This is a genomic window from Pannonibacter anstelovis (assembly GCF_036881715.1).
GTDB classification, from domain to species: Bacteria; Pseudomonadota; Alphaproteobacteria; order Rhizobiales; family Stappiaceae; genus Pannonibacter; species Pannonibacter anstelovis.
Map to the genome: position 1 here is coordinate 178,992 of NZ_JBAKBF010000007.1, position 16,358 is coordinate 195,349.

General features: G+C 63.4%; 15 protein-coding genes and 1 other RNA gene. 5 read left to right on the forward strand and 11 right to left on the reverse strand.

The window, feature by feature from the left end; translation table 11 throughout:
* Positions 1 to 62 precede the first annotated feature (62 nt).
* Positions 63 to 269, reverse strand: a complete 207-nt coding sequence (locus tag V6L75_RS12825) for a DUF1192 domain-containing protein (RefSeq protein ID WP_334251896.1) — start codon at positions 267 to 269, stop codon at positions 63 to 65.
* Positions 270 to 566: 297 nt separating this feature from the next.
* Here V6L75_RS12825 and V6L75_RS12830 point away from each other — a divergent pair, with 297 nt between their 5' ends.
* The gene (locus V6L75_RS12830) at positions 567 to 1,577 is read left to right on the forward strand and encodes an NAD(P)H-quinone oxidoreductase (protein ID WP_334251897.1); all 1,011 of its coding nucleotides are present in this window, start codon (positions 567 to 569) and stop codon (positions 1,575 to 1,577) included.
* Between the two features lie 184 nt (positions 1,578 to 1,761).
* Positions 1,762 to 2,496: a DUF1013 domain-containing protein gene (locus V6L75_RS12835; protein ID WP_050472456.1), complete on the forward strand. Its 735-nt coding sequence runs from the start codon at positions 1,762 to 1,764 to the stop codon at positions 2,494 to 2,496.
* A gap of 235 nt (positions 2,497 to 2,731) precedes the next feature.
* Here the strand turns inward: V6L75_RS12835 and V6L75_RS12840 are convergent, their stop codons facing one another.
* The 10 genes from V6L75_RS12840 to tkt all read right to left on the reverse strand — a co-directional run bounded on the left by V6L75_RS12840 (position 2,732) and on the right by tkt (position 14,951).
* Positions 2,732 to 3,763 (reverse strand): peptidoglycan -binding protein, encoded by a 1,032-nt coding sequence (locus V6L75_RS12840; protein WP_334251899.1) that lies wholly within the window; start codon positions 3,761 to 3,763, stop codon positions 2,732 to 2,734.
* Positions 3,764 to 3,766: 3 nt separating this feature from the next.
* Positions 3,767 to 4,759, reverse strand: coding sequence for a flagellar motor protein MotA (locus tag V6L75_RS12845; protein WP_334251900.1), 993 nt, complete (start codon positions 4,757 to 4,759; stop codon positions 3,767 to 3,769).
* 181 nt (positions 4,760 to 4,940) lie between these two features.
* Entirely contained in the window at positions 4,941 to 5,735 is a 795-nt protein-coding gene (locus V6L75_RS12850; RefSeq protein ID WP_026355825.1) for an inositol monophosphatase family protein, read from the reverse strand.
* Positions 5,736 to 5,816: 81 nt separating this feature from the next.
* Positions 5,817 to 6,380 (reverse strand): elongation factor P, encoded by a 564-nt coding sequence (gene efp / locus V6L75_RS12855; protein WP_055456416.1) that lies wholly within the window; start codon positions 6,378 to 6,380, stop codon positions 5,817 to 5,819.
* Between the two features lie 143 nt (positions 6,381 to 6,523).
* On the reverse strand, positions 6,524 to 7,864 hold the full coding sequence (locus tag V6L75_RS12860) for a tetratricopeptide repeat protein (RefSeq protein WP_334251901.1): 1,341 nt from the start codon (positions 7,862 to 7,864) through the stop codon (positions 6,524 to 6,526).
* Positions 7,861 to 8,505 (reverse strand): thiamine phosphate synthase, encoded by a 645-nt coding sequence (locus V6L75_RS12865; protein ID WP_334251903.1) that lies wholly within the window; start codon positions 8,503 to 8,505, stop codon positions 7,861 to 7,863. The genes V6L75_RS12860 and V6L75_RS12865 overlap by 4 nt, the downstream gene beginning before the upstream one ends.
* A gap of 454 nt (positions 8,506 to 8,959) precedes the next feature.
* On the reverse strand, positions 8,960 to 10,027 hold the full coding sequence (gene fba / locus V6L75_RS12870; protein ID WP_058898778.1) for a class II fructose-bisphosphate aldolase: 1,068 nt from the start codon (positions 10,025 to 10,027) through the stop codon (positions 8,960 to 8,962).
* Positions 10,028 to 10,407: 380 nt separating this feature from the next.
* Positions 10,408 to 11,601, reverse strand: coding sequence for a phosphoglycerate kinase (locus V6L75_RS12875; RefSeq protein ID WP_334251904.1), 1,194 nt, complete (start codon positions 11,599 to 11,601; stop codon positions 10,408 to 10,410).
* 161 nt (positions 11,602 to 11,762) lie between these two features.
* Complete coding sequence (gene gap, locus V6L75_RS12880) at positions 11,763 to 12,773, reverse strand: type I glyceraldehyde-3-phosphate dehydrogenase (RefSeq protein WP_050472464.1); 1,011 nt, start codon at positions 12,771 to 12,773, stop codon at positions 11,763 to 11,765.
* A gap of 189 nt (positions 12,774 to 12,962) precedes the next feature.
* Positions 12,963 to 14,951: a transketolase gene (tkt, locus tag V6L75_RS12885; RefSeq protein WP_334251905.1), complete on the reverse strand. Its 1,989-nt coding sequence runs from the start codon at positions 14,949 to 14,951 to the stop codon at positions 12,963 to 12,965.
* 443 nt (positions 14,952 to 15,394) lie between these two features.
* Here tkt and V6L75_RS12890 point away from each other — a divergent pair, with 443 nt between their 5' ends.
* The 3 genes from V6L75_RS12890 (at position 15,395) to ssrS (ending at position 16,304) form a co-directional block, all read left to right on the forward strand.
* The gene (locus tag V6L75_RS12890; protein ID WP_019965114.1) at positions 15,395 to 15,691 is read left to right on the forward strand and encodes a DUF4164 domain-containing protein; all 297 of its coding nucleotides are present in this window, start codon (positions 15,395 to 15,397) and stop codon (positions 15,689 to 15,691) included.
* Positions 15,692 to 15,697: 6 nt separating this feature from the next.
* A complete protein-coding gene (locus V6L75_RS12895; protein WP_334251906.1) occupies positions 15,698 to 16,069 on the forward strand; it encodes a cell division protein ZapA in 372 nt (123 codons plus the stop codon).
* 78 nt (positions 16,070 to 16,147) lie between these two features.
* Positions 16,148 to 16,304: non-coding RNA, 6S RNA (gene ssrS, locus V6L75_RS12900), on the forward strand.
* Positions 16,305 to 16,358 lie beyond the last annotated feature (54 nt).

A 16,358-nucleotide genomic window follows, 5' to 3' on the forward strand; every position in this document is an offset into this window, starting at 1 on the left:
TTAATCGTGCCGCTCCGTTATTCACCTTTAACGGTTTGGGGGTGCTGGGATTTTTTCTCATCTTACGATGCCGGTGGCTTGAACAGCGCATCGGCTGCTGCGCGAACACCGCTTCTTGCATCAATTTCCCGCTGAAGACGGACGATCTCTGCTTGCAGGTTGGTGATCTCCGCCTGCAGCTCGGCCACGGACAGGCGCGAGAGATCACTGCCTGGAACAAAGACTGACGGGGCTGCCTTTGGTGTAGCCCAGATGTTGTCGTCACTCATCTGCCTTCTCCTCCTCTTTCTGCCGTGTCTTGCAGGCGCAGTGGCACAGGCTGGCACGGCTGGTGTGGCCCATTCCGGAACAGGTCCCGATCTGACACCCTCTCGCCGCGCAGCTGCCAGCGGACAAGAATAGGACAGGGCGCAGCTTCTGTCAGTCTTTCAGGAGAGACCTTGCACGTGAGGGAAAGGCAGTTTCGCGTGCGATTTCCGGGAAAACCGGTTTCCACTTTCGCCGGACAGACTCTACAGTGCCGGGCGAGAGTGTGAACCGCTTCAGACAGATACAGGGAGATTGCCATGTCCAGCATTCCGTCAGGCCTGCCGCAGGAAATGACCGTGATGGCGATTCCGGTTCCCGGCGGGCCGGATGTGCTGGCGCCGGAGAAACGCCATCTGCCGGTGGCGCAAAAGGGTGAAATCCTCATCAAGGTCGAGGCGGCAGGCGTCAACCGGCCGGATGTGATGCAACGCATGGGGCTTTATCCGGCGCCCAAGGGGGCGTCAGACCTGCCGGGCCTCGAAGTGGCTGGCACGGTGGTGGACCGTGGGCCGGGTGCAGAGCGGTTCGGGATCGGCGACAAGGTGACTGCGCTGGTTGCGGGCGGCGGCTATGCTGAATACTGCAAGGTGGACGAGCGTCACGCGCTGCCGGTGCCTGCCGGCCTTTCCATCGTGGAAGCTGCAGCCCTGCCGGAGACTTTCTTCACCGTCTGGAGCAATGTGTTCGACCGGGTGGGGCTGAAGGCCGGGGAACGCTTTCTGGTGCATGGCGGGACGTCCGGTATTGGCACCACGGCGATCCAGCTGGCCAAGGCCTTTGGCGCCGAGGTCTTCACCACCGTGGGGTCGGAGGACAAGCGGCAGGCGGTGCTGAAGCTCGGGGCCGATCACGCCATCAACTACAATGCCCAGGACTTCGTCGAGGAGATCGGGCGCATCACGGGCGGGGCGGGCATTCACGTCATTCTCGATATGGTGGGCGGCGACTATGTCGAGAAGAACTGGCAGGTGGCTGCCGTTGAGGGGCGGATCTGCCAGATCGCCAATCTCAATGGTGTTGCCACCGAGGTGAACTTCAACCGCCTGATGATGAAGCGCCTCATTCACACCGGATCGACCCTGCGCCCGCGCGACAATGATTTCAAGGCGGCGATTGCGGCGGCGCTTGAGGCGCATGTCTGGCCGCTGATCGCAAATGGCGCCATCCGGCCTGTGATGGATTCGACTTTCCCGCTGGAGCGGGCGGCCGATGCGCACCGGCGGATGGAAAGCTCCGGCCATATCGGCAAGATTGTCCTGACGGTCTAGGCTGCGGCGGTGCCGTCTGACGCTGCGGCAGGAAATCTCGAGATTCTTTGAGGCAGGCGCGCTTGCGCGTTTGCCTTTTAAGCCGTCTCAGCCTATATTGTGTCCAATCTCCCATTCATTCGAACATGGAATACCGCTTTTTCGCCTTGCCGGGCGGGGAAGCCGACAGGAGGATTTTACACCGATGTCGAACACCCCCCTTATGCCGAAGGCCACTGCCGTCTGGCTCGTGGACAACACGGCGCTGAGCTTCACTCAGATTGCCGCCTTCTGCAAACTGCATCCGCTGGAAGTCAAGGCGATCGCCGACGGTGAAGCCGCCCAAGGCATCAAGGGCCTGGATCCGGTGATGACGGGTCAGCTCAGCCGCGAGGAAATCGAGCGTGCGCAGCGTGATCCGAACTATCAGCTGAAGCTGCAGGGCTCCAAGGTCGTCGTTCCGGAGAGCAAGCGCCGCGGCCCGCGCTACACCCCGGTGTCGCGCCGTCAGGACCGCCCGAACGCCATTCTCTGGCTGGTGCGCAACCATCCGGAGCTGAAGGATGCGCAGATCATGCGCCTCGTCGGCACCACCAAGCCGACCATCGCCGCCATCCGCGAGCGCACCCACTGGAACTCGTCCAACCTGACCGCTTCCGACCCGGTGACCCTGGGCCTGTGCAGCCAGCTTGAGCTGGACATGGAAGTGGAAAAGGCCGCCAAGAACGCCCCGCCGCGTCCGGAGACCGATTACACCGAACTGCTGGCTCCGGTGGAAGACACCACGAGCGAAGAGGCCATCGCCGCTGCCTTCACCCGCGACCGCCCGCAGCGCGAAGTGGAAGAAGAGATCGACGCCGATGCGGTCTTTGCCAAGCTCAACGCACTCAAGGGCTCGAAGAAGAACGACGACGAGGAAGAAGACGACTACCGCTTCTGAGCCGTCAGCGTTTCGCGATCATTCAAGGCCGTCCCATTGGGGCGGCCTTTGTTGTTGGGGGGGGGCATGCCACGGTCTGGATCAATGCGGTGCCGGAGGGCTCCACCCCCCCGGCGTTGCCCCGGACGCAGCGGAGCGGAGATCCGGGGGCTGCCCGTTTGCAGCGCGGTGAGGTTGAGGCGACGGGCTGAGTGCCTGATTGCACGCACGGTGCCGGAGCGGCAGGGGCTGCCTCTCACCGTTCCGTCAGCTTCAGCTCGATGCGGCGGTTGCGGGCGTTGATTTCGGGGGTGTTGCCGGGCTCCAGAGGCTGGAACTCGCCGAAGCCTGCGGCGACCAGATGCTTGGGATCTACGCCCTTGCTGATCAGGTAGCGCACCACCGAGGTGGCGCGGGCAGAGGACAGCTCCCAATTATCGCGCAGGCGGCCCGTTCCGGAAAGCGGTACCGCATCGGTGTGGCCATCGACGCGCAGCACCCACTGGATCTCGCTCGGGATCTGCCCCTCGAGCTCCAGAAGGGCTTCTGCCAGCTTGTCCAGCTCCACCCGGCCGCTCGGGTTGATTTCGTCGGACCCGGAGGGAAACAGAACCTCTGACTGGAAGACGAAACGGTCGCCGACCACGCGGATATCGGAACGCTGGGAGAGAAGCTCGCGCAGGCGGCCGAAAAAGTCGGAGCGGTAGCGGTTCAGTTCCTGCACGCGCTGTACCAGCGCCGCATTGAGCCGCTGGCCAAGGCTGGCGATGCGCGCTTGGCTTTCGCTTTCCTTGGCCTCGGAAGCCTCCAGGGCCGCATTGGCGGCGGCAAGCTGGCGGCGCAGGGCGGCGATCTGCTGGTTCAGCAGTTCCACCTGCGCCAGCGCCCGCTGGCTGACCTGCCGCTCCTCGTTGAGTGTGCCTTGCAAGGCCGCCAGTTCGCCGCCAGCACTGGCCGCTGCACCCTCGCGGTCAGACAGCAGGCCAGAGAGCCTGTCGCGCTCGCTGGTGGCTTCGCCGAGGCTGGCCTGCAGGGTGGCTACGGTCGATTCCAGATCGCGCTTGGAGGCCCGCTCCAGCGATAGAAGCTCGGTCAGCTCGCTGATCTGGGCATTCAGGCGGCTGAGCACCGAATCGCGGCCCGACAGCTGCTGGCTGAGCACGAATTGGGCGATGACGAAGATCGACAGCAGGAAGATGAGCACCAGCAGCAGCGTGGTCAGGGCATCCACGAAGCTGGGCCAGTAGTCGATCTCCTGATTGCGTCTGCGGCCGCGAAAACCCGCCATGGATCACTCCTTGGCGCGGTCGAAGGCCGCTGCGATGGAGGACAGGAGGTTCTCCACCCGCTTCTGCTGAGCACTTTGATTGTCTGCCCATTCGCGCATCATCTGCTGCTCGGAGCGCACATGCTTGACGAGGCCCTGGATGCCTTCGGCAAGGTTCGCCATGGCCTGATTGGCAGCCTTGCTGCCGCCTTCCTCGACGGCGCGCTGCAGCCGCTCGATGGCCAGTTGCAGCTTGTCCGTATCAGGGGCAGCTGCAACGGGCGCGCGTGTCTCTTCCTGCTCGATTTCGGTGACGGTGGACAGCCAGTCTTCCAGCTCCGTATAGAAGCGGTTCTGTGCCTGTCCGGCCTGAAGATCGAGAAAGCCGAGAACCAGCGATCCGGTGAGGCCGAAGAGCGAGGACGAGAAGGCCGTGCCCATGCCGGAAAGCGGCGCCTGCAGGCCTGCCTTCAGGTCCTCGAAGATAACGCCGGTGTCGCCGGACACCACATCCAGCGACTGGATGGTGGAGCCGACGGCGCTTACCGTCTGCAACAGGCCCCAGAAGGTGCCGAGCAGGCCGAGGAATACGAGCAGGCCAGTCATGTAGCGGGCAATCTCGCGCGACTCATCAAGGCGCATGCCGATGGAATCGAGAATCGAGCGCGAGGTGGTCGGCGTCAGCGCCATTTCGCCGACCTTGTTGCCCAGCAGCGAGGCCATCGGCGCCAGCAGCACCGGCGGGCGGCGAACCTCGATGCCCGGATCCCCGATGCGGAAGCTATTCACCCAGGCTATTTCCGGAAACAGCCGCACGACGCGGGCGAACGTCAGCATGATGCCGAACAGGCCTGTGAGCACAATCATCCCGTTCAGGCCGGGATTGCTCATGAAGGCTGTTGCGATCTGCTGGTTCAGGATGAAGGCGACGAAGGCAACGATCACCAGGAAGATGATCATGAACGAGAGATACGCCTTGGGACTGGACAGGCTGTAGGGATCGAAATCGCGTGCCATGAACCGTCGAGCTTCCGCCTGTTGCAACTGCACCAGTGATAGCGCGATTTACCGTTTGTTGAAAACCGTTAATCGCGCGTTAGCAAAAGCTTAATTGAAAAGCAGAAGGCCGGAGAGCGGTTTTGCTCTCCGGCCTGCAACGGATAAATCCAAGGGTTTCGGCCCTCAGGAGTCCGTCATCTTACTCGGCTGCGCTCTTCAGCAGCTTCTGCAGCTGGGCCTTGATGAACTCGTTGCCGGCAACGACCGAGCCGGTCTCCAGCATCGTATCCTTGCCGTCGATGTCGCTGACATAGCCGCCGGCTTCGCGGATCATCAGGATGCCGGCTGCAATGTCCCAAGGGTTCAGGCTGTGCTCCCAGAAGCCGTCGAGGCGGCCCGAGGCGACATAGGCGAGGTCGAGCGCGGCAGCGCCGATGCGGCGGACACCGGCGACTTCCGGCATCACGTAGCGCAGTTCCTTGAGGGCACGGCCATGGTCGCCGCGGCCGAGGAACGGCAGGCCAGTGCCGATCAGGCTGTCCGGAAGGGCGGTACGGGCGGCAACGCGCAGGCGGCGGTCATTGACGAAGGCGCCGCGGCCGCGCTCGGCCGTGTAAAGCTCGTCCATCACCGGATTGAAGATGACACCGGCAACGATCTGGCCCTGGCGCTCCAGCGCGATGGAAATGGCGAAGACCGGAATGCCGTGCAGGAAATTGGTGGTGCCGTCGAGCGGATCTACGATCCAGCGGTGCTGGCCGTCTTCGCCGGGCGTCTCGCCGGATTCTTCCATCAGCAGGCCATAGGTGGGCCGTGCCTTGGTCAGTTCGGCGCGGATGATCTCTTCGGCGCGGCGGTCGGCGGCAGACACGAAGTCGCCGGGGCCCTTGCGCGAGACCTGAAGGTTTTCGACTTCGCCGAAGTCACGCACGAGCGAACGTCCGGCCTTCATTGCTGCCTGGACCATTACGTTGAGGATTGCTGTACGTGCCATGATCTGTCTTGCCGGGTCTGTAGAATGGGGAGCCCGGCACCCCACGGGGGGCGCCGGGCGGAAGGATGTTCAGAAGTAAGATCAGTCCGCGCGGCGGACGTATTCGACCGTGCCGGTATCGACGACAATCTTTTCGCCAGCGGTGATGAACGGGGGCACGAGCACGCGCACGCCGTTTTCCAGAATGGCCGGCTTGTAGGATGAGGACTGGGTCTGGCCCTTCACCACGGCATCGGCTTCGGTGATCTGCAGGGTGACGAACTGCGGCAGGGTGATGCCGATCGGCTTCTCTTCGTGCAGTTCCACGGTCACCATCATGCCGTCCTGCAGGAAGGCGGCGCGGTCACCGACGAAGTCCTTCTGCAGCTCAAGCTGCTCGTAGGTTTCGGTGTCCATGAAGATCAGGACGTCTTCCTGGATGTAGAGGAACTGGAAGTCCTTCTGCTCCAGACGGACGCGCTCGACCTTGTCTTCCGAACGGAAGCGCTCGTTCAGCTTGCGGCCGTCGATGAGGTTCTTCATTTCCACCTGGGCGAACGCGCCACCCTTGCCGGGCTTGACGTGGTCCACCTTGACGACCGCCCAGAGCGTCTCCTGATGCTGGAGAACATTGCCGGGCTTGATCTCGTTACCGTTGATCTTCATGAAACGACCGATTGATTAGGGCGTGAAACCTGACGGTGCATCCACGCTCTGCCGGATAAGGACGGCGAACGGGCACCAATGACGCGCCTGTCCAACACAAAACGGGCGCAAATTCAAGGAAAAACCTGCAAAGCGGTTACTTGTCAGGGGGCGGCCCTGGCTGGATCCAGCGGTTTGGGGATCAGCGTGGCGGTCAAGGCGCCTGCGCGTTCCATGGCCTTTGTCACGGTTTCCTGGTCCAGCGATCCCACGTAGCCATCCAGTTCCAGATCGGAAAGACCGAGCGCACGCGCCACATAATGCCAGGCGGCGGCCTCGATCTGATCAACCGGGCGGCCGCGGCCGAAGGCATAGATGCGCGCGAGGCGGTTCATGCCCACCGGGTTTCCGGCCCGCGCTGCGCGTTCGAACCAGTCTGCAGCGTCTGCCTCATCCGGTTCCACGCCGCGCCCCTGGAAGCGCAGGATACCGTAGTACACCTGCGCCGAGGTATGGCCGCGCCGCGCGGCACGGCCCAGCCAGTTCGCACCCTTGATCGGATCGCGCACCTTCTCGCCGCCTTCGAGGAACTGGAGGCCGAGAGCGTATTGCGCTTCCACGTCATCCTTTTCGGCGGCCTGCAGCAGCAGCTGGGATGCACGCTCCTCGTCATAGGGACGGCCTTCGCCCTCCTGATACAGGATGGCGAGATTGTAGAGGGCACCGGGGATGCCCGCATCTGCGGCCTTCTGGAAGAGGTCGGCAGCCATTTTCTTGTCGGCAGTCACGCCCTCGCCCAGCAGGTACATCTGGCCGAGGCGGTAGGCTGCATTCGGATCGCCCGAGTTGCTTGCGACTTGGTACCAGTCCGCAGCCTTCTTCCAGTCGCGCGCCACGCCAAGGCCGGTTTCATGCATCACGCCCAGCAGGGTCTGTGCAGCACGGTCACCTTCCTCAGCCAGCGGCGTGGCGACGGCAACAGCCGTCAGATACCAGCCGCGCTGGAAGACGCCATAGGCGAAATCGGCATTGATCGGCTCGCCCGGTTCCATCAGCGGCGGTCCCGCCTCAAGCAGGTTGAAAAGCGGCTCAGGCTCATAGCGGGCAAGGGCCCGTGCGGCGGCCTCAGCTTCGTTGGCGGGCTCTGCGGCAGCACCTTCCGCCGGGTCTTGCGCAGCCGGGGCTGGCACCGCCGTGCCGGCCTCTGCGCCAGCCGCTGCACCAGCTGCAGGTTCAGTTGCAGGCGCCGCGCCTTCCGGAGCCTCGGTCGCAGGTTTGGTTTCCACCTGTGCCTGCGCCGGGTTTGCGGCGGGTTCGGGCGTTGCCGGAGCCGCCGTCTGGGCAAAGCTGCTGCCTGTGGCTGCGCAGAGCGCAGCCAGCGCCAGACCTGCCAAAGCCAGACCCGGTGCGCCGGGCCTCAGGCCACGGCGCAGGGGCGGGCGGGCAGATGCCTCCGCCGTTTCGGGAAACTGGCTTCCGGTCATGGTCCGGCGCGGCAGGGTCATTCCTCGTCCTCTTCAAACGGGTGCTGATCGAGAATCGCATTGGCAAGGCGCACGGCTTGCGCCGGACCTTCGGGATGCTGCCAGATGGCATCCTTCAGGGCAACGAAGTCGGCCTTCGTGTCCGCCGTTTCGCCAAGTGTGGCCAGGTCATTGCCGCCCAGGGCGACGCAGGGGGTGGAGAACAGCTCCGCCCACCATTCGGCGCGCTCCAGCGTCTTGGCATGGGCACCGGGCTGCTCCTCAAGGTCCAGCCGGCCGAAGAACAGATAATCCACGCCGCTTTCGGCGATTTCCATTTCCTCGTGCTTCATCTTGGTGCCGCCTGCACCGACGATGCGGGCCGGCTGGAGGCTTTCCATCGCCAGCTTGATGTCCTCGAAGGAGCTGTCGATATGGGCGCCATCTGCGCCCGTGCGGCCTGTCACCTGCGTGTCGCGGTAGATCAGCGCGGCGGCTTCAGCCTTCTGGATCATGGGCACCAGCTTTGCAGCCGTTTCCTGCAGCGCCTTGGCGGTCGCCTCGGGCTGATAGATGAGCACGCAGGCCACATCCCCGCCCGACAGCGCCGCTTCAAGGCGCGGGGCAAAGGCTTCGAGGTCGAAAACGGGCGGCGTAACCAGATAAAGGCGCGGGCGGTTCAAGGCGGTATCCGTCTGTTGGGCCCGGTATGCGGGCGCATGGAACATACCTATGTCCCTAAAGACGGCAAAAGCACGACGCAAGCGCAGAGATGGGTGCAGAAGCTTTGCGCGGCGGAATGTTGCGGGTGAGGGGGCGATACCAGCAGGAGATTGGTGCGCTGCCTGGCCATTTACTCATGCGGTCGCCCCGGACGAGAGCGAAGCGGAGATCCGGGGCCTACTCGTTTCCAGAGCGGTGAGAGATGCTTCCCGTGTTGAGACTTGGATGCTGTTGCCTGTCCCTGCTGCGCCTTTGGAAACAACGGCATCTCTCTGCAAGCGAGTAGGCCCCGGGTCTGCACTGCGTTCCGCCCGGGGCGACCGCTTGGAAGGGCGGGGAGGTGGCGGAAATGCGGGCAACTAAAAGGCCGGAGCATTGCCCCGGCCTCGATGTTTTTTGTGAAGGCTGAGGGCCTTACGAGATCTTCGGGTCCAGCGCGCCGGACTTGTAGCGGGCGGCCATTTCCGGGAGGGTGAGGACGCGCTTGATCTTGGAGGCCTGACCAGCGGTGTTGAAGGCTTCCAGACGCTCCTTGCAGAGCTTGGTCATCGCATCGCGGGCGGGCTTGAGATACTTGCGCGGATCGAACTCGCCCGGGTTCTCGGCAAGGATCTTGCGGATCTGGCCGGTCATCGCCATGCGGTTGTCGGTGTCGATGTTGATCTTGCGCACGCCGTTCTTGATGCCGCGCTGGATTTCTTCCACTGGCACGCCCCAAGTCTGGGGCATCTTGCCGCCGTACTGGTTGATGATGTCCTGCAGGTCCTGCGGCACCGAGGAGGAGCCATGCATGACCAGGTGGGTTTCCGGCAGGCGGCGGTGGATTTCCTCGATCACGTGCATGGCAAGGATCGCGCCGTCCGGCTTGCGGGTGAACTTGTAGGCGCCGTGGCTGGTGCCCATGGCAATGGCCAGCGCGTCAACCTTGGTCTCGCGCACGAACTTCACCGCTTCTTCCGGGTCGGTCAGCAGCTGGTCATGGCTCAGCTGGCCTTCGGCGCCGTGGCCGTCTTCCGCTTCGCCCATGCCGCTTTCGAGGCTGCCGAGCACGCCCAGCTCGCCTTCGACGGAGATGCCGCCCAGATGGGACATGTCGGTCACGGCCTTCGTGACGCCGACGTTATAGGCCCAGTCGGCCGGGGTCTTGCCGTCAGCCTTCAGCGAGCCGTCCATCATCACCGATGTGAAGCCGGCCTGGATGGCGGTCATGCAGGTGGCGGGCTCGTTGCCATGATCGAGATGCACGCAGACGGGGATGTGCGGATAAATTTCCGTCACCGCGTCCATCATGTGCTTCAGCATGACGTCATGGGCATAGGAACGGGCGCCGCGGGAGGCCTGGATGATGACCGGGGAATCGGTCGCGTCGGCCGCTTCCATGATGGAGAGCGCCTGTTCCATGTTGTTGATGTTGAAGGCCGGAACGCCATAGTCGTGTTCCGCGGCATGATCGAGCAATTGACGAAGTGTAATGCGTGCCATCGAAATCTCTCCTGTTCCAGATCCATGCGAAGCCCTGACCCGGCTCCGGACCTGCCTGCTCAAACACTGCGCGTGGTCCGCCTGTTCCATCGGTCTTGCCGATTGAACAAAGCGTAGTCCCGCGCTTGCCGTGCAACGGCGGCGTGGGCCGCAGATAAGTTTCGCACTGCGACAAAACCGTGGCCGTTCTAACAAAATCCAGCGGTTTGGGAAGATGGGGCCGGAGCCCATAAATCAATTTAAATGCCGGTAAACGCAGGAAATTCCGAACATTTTTAATTTGATATCCGAATTAAATAGGTGCCGGGCAAGGCGTGCCGGCAAAAGGCGGCGCGCCAATACTGGACCGGCGCGCCGCAAGACTTGCTGAACTGTCAGGCTCAGGCCTGCAGGGCGGTCACACCCGGCAGTTCCTTGCCTTCCAGCCACTCGAGGAACGCCCCGCCAGCGGTGGAGACATAGGAGAAGTCACCGGCTGCGCCTGCGTGGTTGAGAGCAGCCACCGTGTCGCCGCCACCGGCTACGGAGAGCAGCTTGCCGTCCTTGGTGCGGCTGGCCGCATGCCGGGCAGCTGCGACGGTTGCCTTGTCGAAGGGCTCGATCTCGAAAGCGCCGAGCGGGCCGTTCCACACCAGGGTCGAAGCGCCGTCGATCTTGGCCTTCACCGTCTCGATGGAGGCCGCGCCCACATCCAGCATCATAGCATCGGCGGGAATCGCATCGAGGGCGACGGTCTCGTTGGCAGCGCCTGCCTTGAATTCGCGGGCGACGACTGCATCGACCGGCAGCACGATCTCGCAGCCAGCCTTTTCGGCAGCAGCCATGATCTTCAGCGCGGTCGGGGCAAGGTCATGCTCGCACAGGGACTTGCCGACATTGACGCCCTTGGCAGCCAGGAACGTGTTGGCCATGCCGCCGCCAATGACGAGCATGTCCACGCGCGTGACAAGGTTTTCCAGGAGGTCGATCTTGGAGGAGACCTTCGCACCGCCGACAACAGCCAGAACCGGGCGCTTGGGCGCGCCAAGGGCCGCCCCCAGAGCTTCCAGCTCGGCCTGCATGGAGCGGCCTGCATAGGCCGGCAGCAGACGGGCAAGGCCTTCGGTGGAGGCATGGGCGCGGTGGGCGGCGGAGAAGGCGTCGTTCACATAGAGATCGCCATTGGCGGCCAGAGCAGCAGCGAAGTCGGCGCCGTTCTTTTCCTCGTCCTTGTGGAAGCGGGTGTTCTCCAGCAGCAGCACATCGCCGTCCTGCATGGCGGCGACGGCACCGGCAGCAGCCTCGCCAATGCAATCGGCGCAGAAGGCAACCGGGCGGCCGATGACTGCGGCAACAGCCGGGGCCACCGGCGCAAGGCTCATGTCCGCCACCACTTCACCCTTCGGCCGGCCGAAGTGGGCCAGCAGGATGACCTTGGCGCCCTTGTCCGACAGTTCGCGGATGGTCGGGGCGACGGCGCGGATGCGGGTGTCGTCGGTGATCTTGCCGTCCTTCATGGGGACGTTGAGGTCCACACGCACGAGGGCGCGCTTGCCTGCAGGTTCCTGAATATCGCCGATGGTCTTGAAGGACATGGATCTCATCCTTGAAAGTTGCGCACCGCTCCGGGGCGCTTGAACTGGAGGCGCTGGCCTGCGGATCACGGGGGAGGCTGGATCGCGGCGGGCCATCGGGGACATGCCCCGGCAGAAGGAAAAAGGGCGGGCACCGGGCCCGCCCTTCATTCAGTGGTGCATCAGATGTGCTTGGCGAGTGCCACAGCGGTGTCCGACATGCGGTTGGAGAAGCCCCACTCGTTGTCGTACCAGCTCATGATGCGCACCAGCGTGCCGTCCATGACCTTGGTCTGGTCCATGTGGAAGATCGAGGAGTGGCTGTCATGGTTGAAGTCCATGGACACCAGCGGCTCGTCGGTGAAGCCGAGGATGCCCTTCAGCTTGCCGTTGGCAGCGTCGCGGATGGCGCTGTTGATCTCTTCCACGGTGGTGGACCGCTTGGCGATGAACTTGAAGTCCACCACGGAGACGTTCGGGGTAGGAACGCGCACGGACACGCCGTCCAGCTTGCCGTTCAGCTCCGGCAGCACGAGGCCCACGGCCTTGGCGGCACCGGTCGAGGTCGGGATCATGGACATGGCTGCGGCGCGGGCGCGATACAGGTCCTTGTGCATGGTGTCCAGAGTCGGCTGGTCGCCGGTGTAGGAGTGGATCGTGGTCATGAAGCCCTTCTCGATGCCGATGGCGGCATTGAGAACGTAAGCAACCGGAGCCAGGCAGTTGGTGGTGCACGATGCGTTGGAGACGACGAGGTCGGCTGCCGTCAGCGCGTCGTGGTTCACGCCGTAAACGATGGTCTTGTCAGCGCCGTTGGACGGAGCGGAAACGAGAACGCGCTTGGCACCAGCGGCCAGATGCGCTTCGGCCTTCGGCTTGTCGGTGAAGATGCCGGTGCATTCCATAGCGATGTCGACGCCCAGCTCGCCGTGCGGCAGCTCCTTCGGGTCGCGGATCGCGGTCACCTTGATCGGCTTGCCGCCGTTGATGCGGATGCTGTCGCCTTCGACCGTCACGGTTGCCGGGAACTTGCCGTGCACCGAATCATGACGCAGCAGATGCGCGTTGGTCTCCACCGGGCCGAGGTCGTTGATGGATACGACTTCGATGTCGGTGCGGCCGGACTCGACGATCGCGCGCAGCACGTTGCGGCCGATACGGCCAAATCCATTGATCGAAACCTTGGTCACCATGTGAATAACTCCCATACATGCGTGGCGCCGTTGTCGAGGACGCCTTTCGCCAGCCCAGACCGGGCCGGCCTTGCGAAAGGGCAGGAGAGGGCCTGCCCGGGCTCAGGAGCCCCCGCCGGGGGCGGAGGCGAGAGTTCTGGTGTTTTCCGGCGCAGCAGGCTCAAGGCGGCCCGCTGCACTTTGTCCGGATCAGGCGCCGAGGCGGGCCTTGGCAGCGTCAACCACCGCCGTGTCGGTGATGCCGAAGTGGGCGTAGAGCTCCTTGTAGGGGCCCGATGCGCCGAAGCCGTGCATGCCGACGAAGATGCCGTCGTTGCCGATAAAGCGGTCCCAGCCGAGGCGGATGCCGCTTTCGACTGCGATCTTTACCTTGGCGTCGCCGATCACCGAGGCCTTGTAGTCGTCTGACTGGGCTTCGAACAGTTCGAAGCACGGTACAGAGACGACGCGGGCAGGGATGCCGTCAGCCATCAGTTTTTCGCGGGCATTCATGGCGATTTCCACTTCCGAACCGGAGGCGAAGATCGTCACGTCGGCTGCATCCTCGCTGCCGGCCAGTTCATATGCACCGCGTGCGGAGAGATTGGCTTCCTCGAAGGTCTTGCGCTGCGAGGGCAGGGCCTGACGGGTGAGGGCGAGAACCGACGGGGTCTTGGCGGCGGTCAGCGCAATCTGCCAGCACTCCAGTGTCTCGGTCACATCGGCCGGGCGCAGGAAGTAGAGGTTCGGAATGGCGCGCAGAGCGGCATAATGCTCCACCGGCTGGTGGGTCGGGCCGTCTTCGCCAAGGCCAATGGAATCGTGGGTCATCACGTGGATGACGCGCTGCTCCATCAGGGCGGCGAGGCGCAGGGCCGGCCGGCAGTAGTCCGAGAACACCAGGAAGGTACCGGAGTAGGGGATGAAACCGCCATGAAGGGCCATGCCGTTCATGGCAGCGGCCATACCGTGCTCGCGTATGCCCCAGTGCATGTAACGGCCGGAGAAGTCATCCGGCGTCACGGCCTTGGTCTGGGCGGTCTTGGTGTTGTTGGAGCCGGTCAGGTCGGCCGAGCCGCCGATCGTCTCGGGGATCACCTCGTTGACCACGTTCAGCACGTGCTCGGAGGCCTGACGGGTGGCGAGCGAGGGCTGCTCTTCGAACAGCTTGCGCTTGTAGGTCAGCATCGCCTCATCGAAGCCGGCCGGCAGATCGCCACGGTTGCGGCGCTCGAACTCGGCGCGGGTTTCCGCGTCCTTGGCGGCGAAGCGCTTTTCCCAGCTCTTGTGCGCATGGGCAGAGCGCAGGCCTGCGATGCGCCAGGCGTCCAGCACGTCGCTCGGCACGACGAAGGGCTCGTGGCTCCAGTTCAGCGCCTTGCGGGTGGCGGCGATTTCATCGGCGCCGAGCGGCGAGCCATGCACCTTGTTGGTGCCGGCCTTGGTCGGTGCGCCGAAACCGATCACGGTCTTGGCGGCGATCAGCGTCGGCTTGTCGCTCTCCTGGGCCTTGCGCAGGGCATTGGCGATGGCGACCGGATCATGGCCGTCAACGCGGCTGGTAGCCCAGCCGGAGGCCTCGAAGCGGGCGATCTGGTCGGTGGAATCGGTCACATCGATCTTGCCGTCGATGGAGATGTTGTTGTCGTCCCAGATGACGATCAGCTTGTTCAGCTTCAGGTGGCCAGCCAGCGTCAGAGCTTCCTGGCTGATGCCTTCCATGAGGCAGCCGTCACCGGCCAGCACATAGGTGTAGTGATCGACGATATCCTCGCCGAAACGGGCTGCCTGCAGCTTCTCGGCAATAGCCATGCCGACAGCATTGGCAAGGCCCTGGCCCAGCGGACCGGTGGTCGTCTCGATGCCTGCGCCATGGCCGAACTCCGGATGGCCTGCCGTGCGGGCGCCGATCTGACGGAAATTCTTCAGCTGATCGAGTGAGAAATCCTCATATCCGAGCAGGTAGAGCGCGGAATAGAGCAGCATGGAGCCGTGACCGGCGGACAGCACGAAACGGTCGCGGTCGGCCCAGTGCGGGGCGGTGGGGTTGAACTTCAGGAACTGCGTAAACAGGACCGTGGCGATGTCGGCGGTGCCCATCGGAAGGCCGGGATGGCCTGATTTGGCCTTTTCGACCGCGTCCATGGAGAGGAAGCGGATCGCATTCGCCATGCGGTGATGCTTTTCAAGATCAGTCATGTTCATCCCGTTGCTACATGCGGCAGGCCGCAGGGCTACCTGAGAATCTGTTTCTCCTGCCGCTGGAGAGGTGAGGATCGGCCCTTTGCCATCTCCCATCCCCTCGCCAAGCCCTGCAGGGAGCCCGACAAATAACAGGAACCCTAGTGGTGTCAACAAAGGCCGCACTTGCATGAAATGACGGGATGGCGGGGGAGAAACGCTATGGAGCCGAATGCCGCCATTGACGGCGCTTTTAACGATTGCTTAATCTTTATCCCGCGAAGGCGGTCCGGACGAATTCCGTTAAGTGTGGTCATCCGGTTATTGCCGCCTGCTCGCAATTTGCTTTAGTTTTTGCGGTGGGCCATATGTGTCACGCCAGCGGGCGCCGGTGGTCTACGCTCAGGTAATATCCCTATGCCGGGGTCCTGAAGGCGGATTTTGAAAGTGGATGCGGTTTGATGGCAGAATTGGGCTCAGGTCATAGCCAGTCTCTGGATGCTGCCTTGACGCGCCTTGCGACTGCCATTTCCCATCTGGAAACGTCGGTTGGCCGGCGGCTGGATGGCGACCATTCCCTCAACGCCCTGCACGACGACATTCAGCGCCTCGGCGAGGACCGCTCGCAGCTGGCCATGAACCTGGACAAGGCAGAGGCCCGGGCGCAGAGCCTGGAAGAAGCCAACCGTGAGGTTTCCCGCCGTCTCGTTTCCGCGATGGAGACGATCCGCTCCGTTCTCGAAGCGCACGGAGGCTGACGGCATATGGCGCAGATTTCCGTCACCATCAACGGCAGGGCCTTCCGCATGGCCTGCGACGACGGCGAGGAAGACCGGCTGATCGGTCTTGCCGAGCGGTTCGATGGCTGCATCAATCAGTTGCGCGGCAGTTTCGGTGAGATCGGTGACCAGCGGCTGACCGTCATGGCCGGTATTATGGTGATTGATGAGCTGGTCGAGCTGGAAAAGCGCGTGGAGCAGCTGGAACAGGAGCTTGCCATGGTGCGTGATGCACGGCAGGCGGCACTCGACCACATCAACCGTAACGAAGCCACCGTTGTGCTGCGCATTGACGAAGCCGCCCGCAAGATTGAGGCGCTGGCCGAAGGGCTGACCCGCAGCCTCAAGACCGATTGAGGTGACGACGGGCGGGAAAGAGAAGCCTGCAGGCGCTGAAGGGCTTTCAAATGCAACACTCTGGCTCTATATCTGAGTGAGCAGCTGCGCTTCCCGTCAGGAAACATTATCCCCGGGGCCTTACGCATTCCCTAGGGAGCTGTCCCTGATCCGGCCCCTGGGCTGGAACAAACGGCGCCCACCTACACTGTAGGTTTCCCGGGATTGCAATTCCAACGGTCGCCGTGGCTGCACTTTCACCATTCATTCGAGGGCCGGATTTACGGCCTGCCGCCCCCTGAGAAGGTGC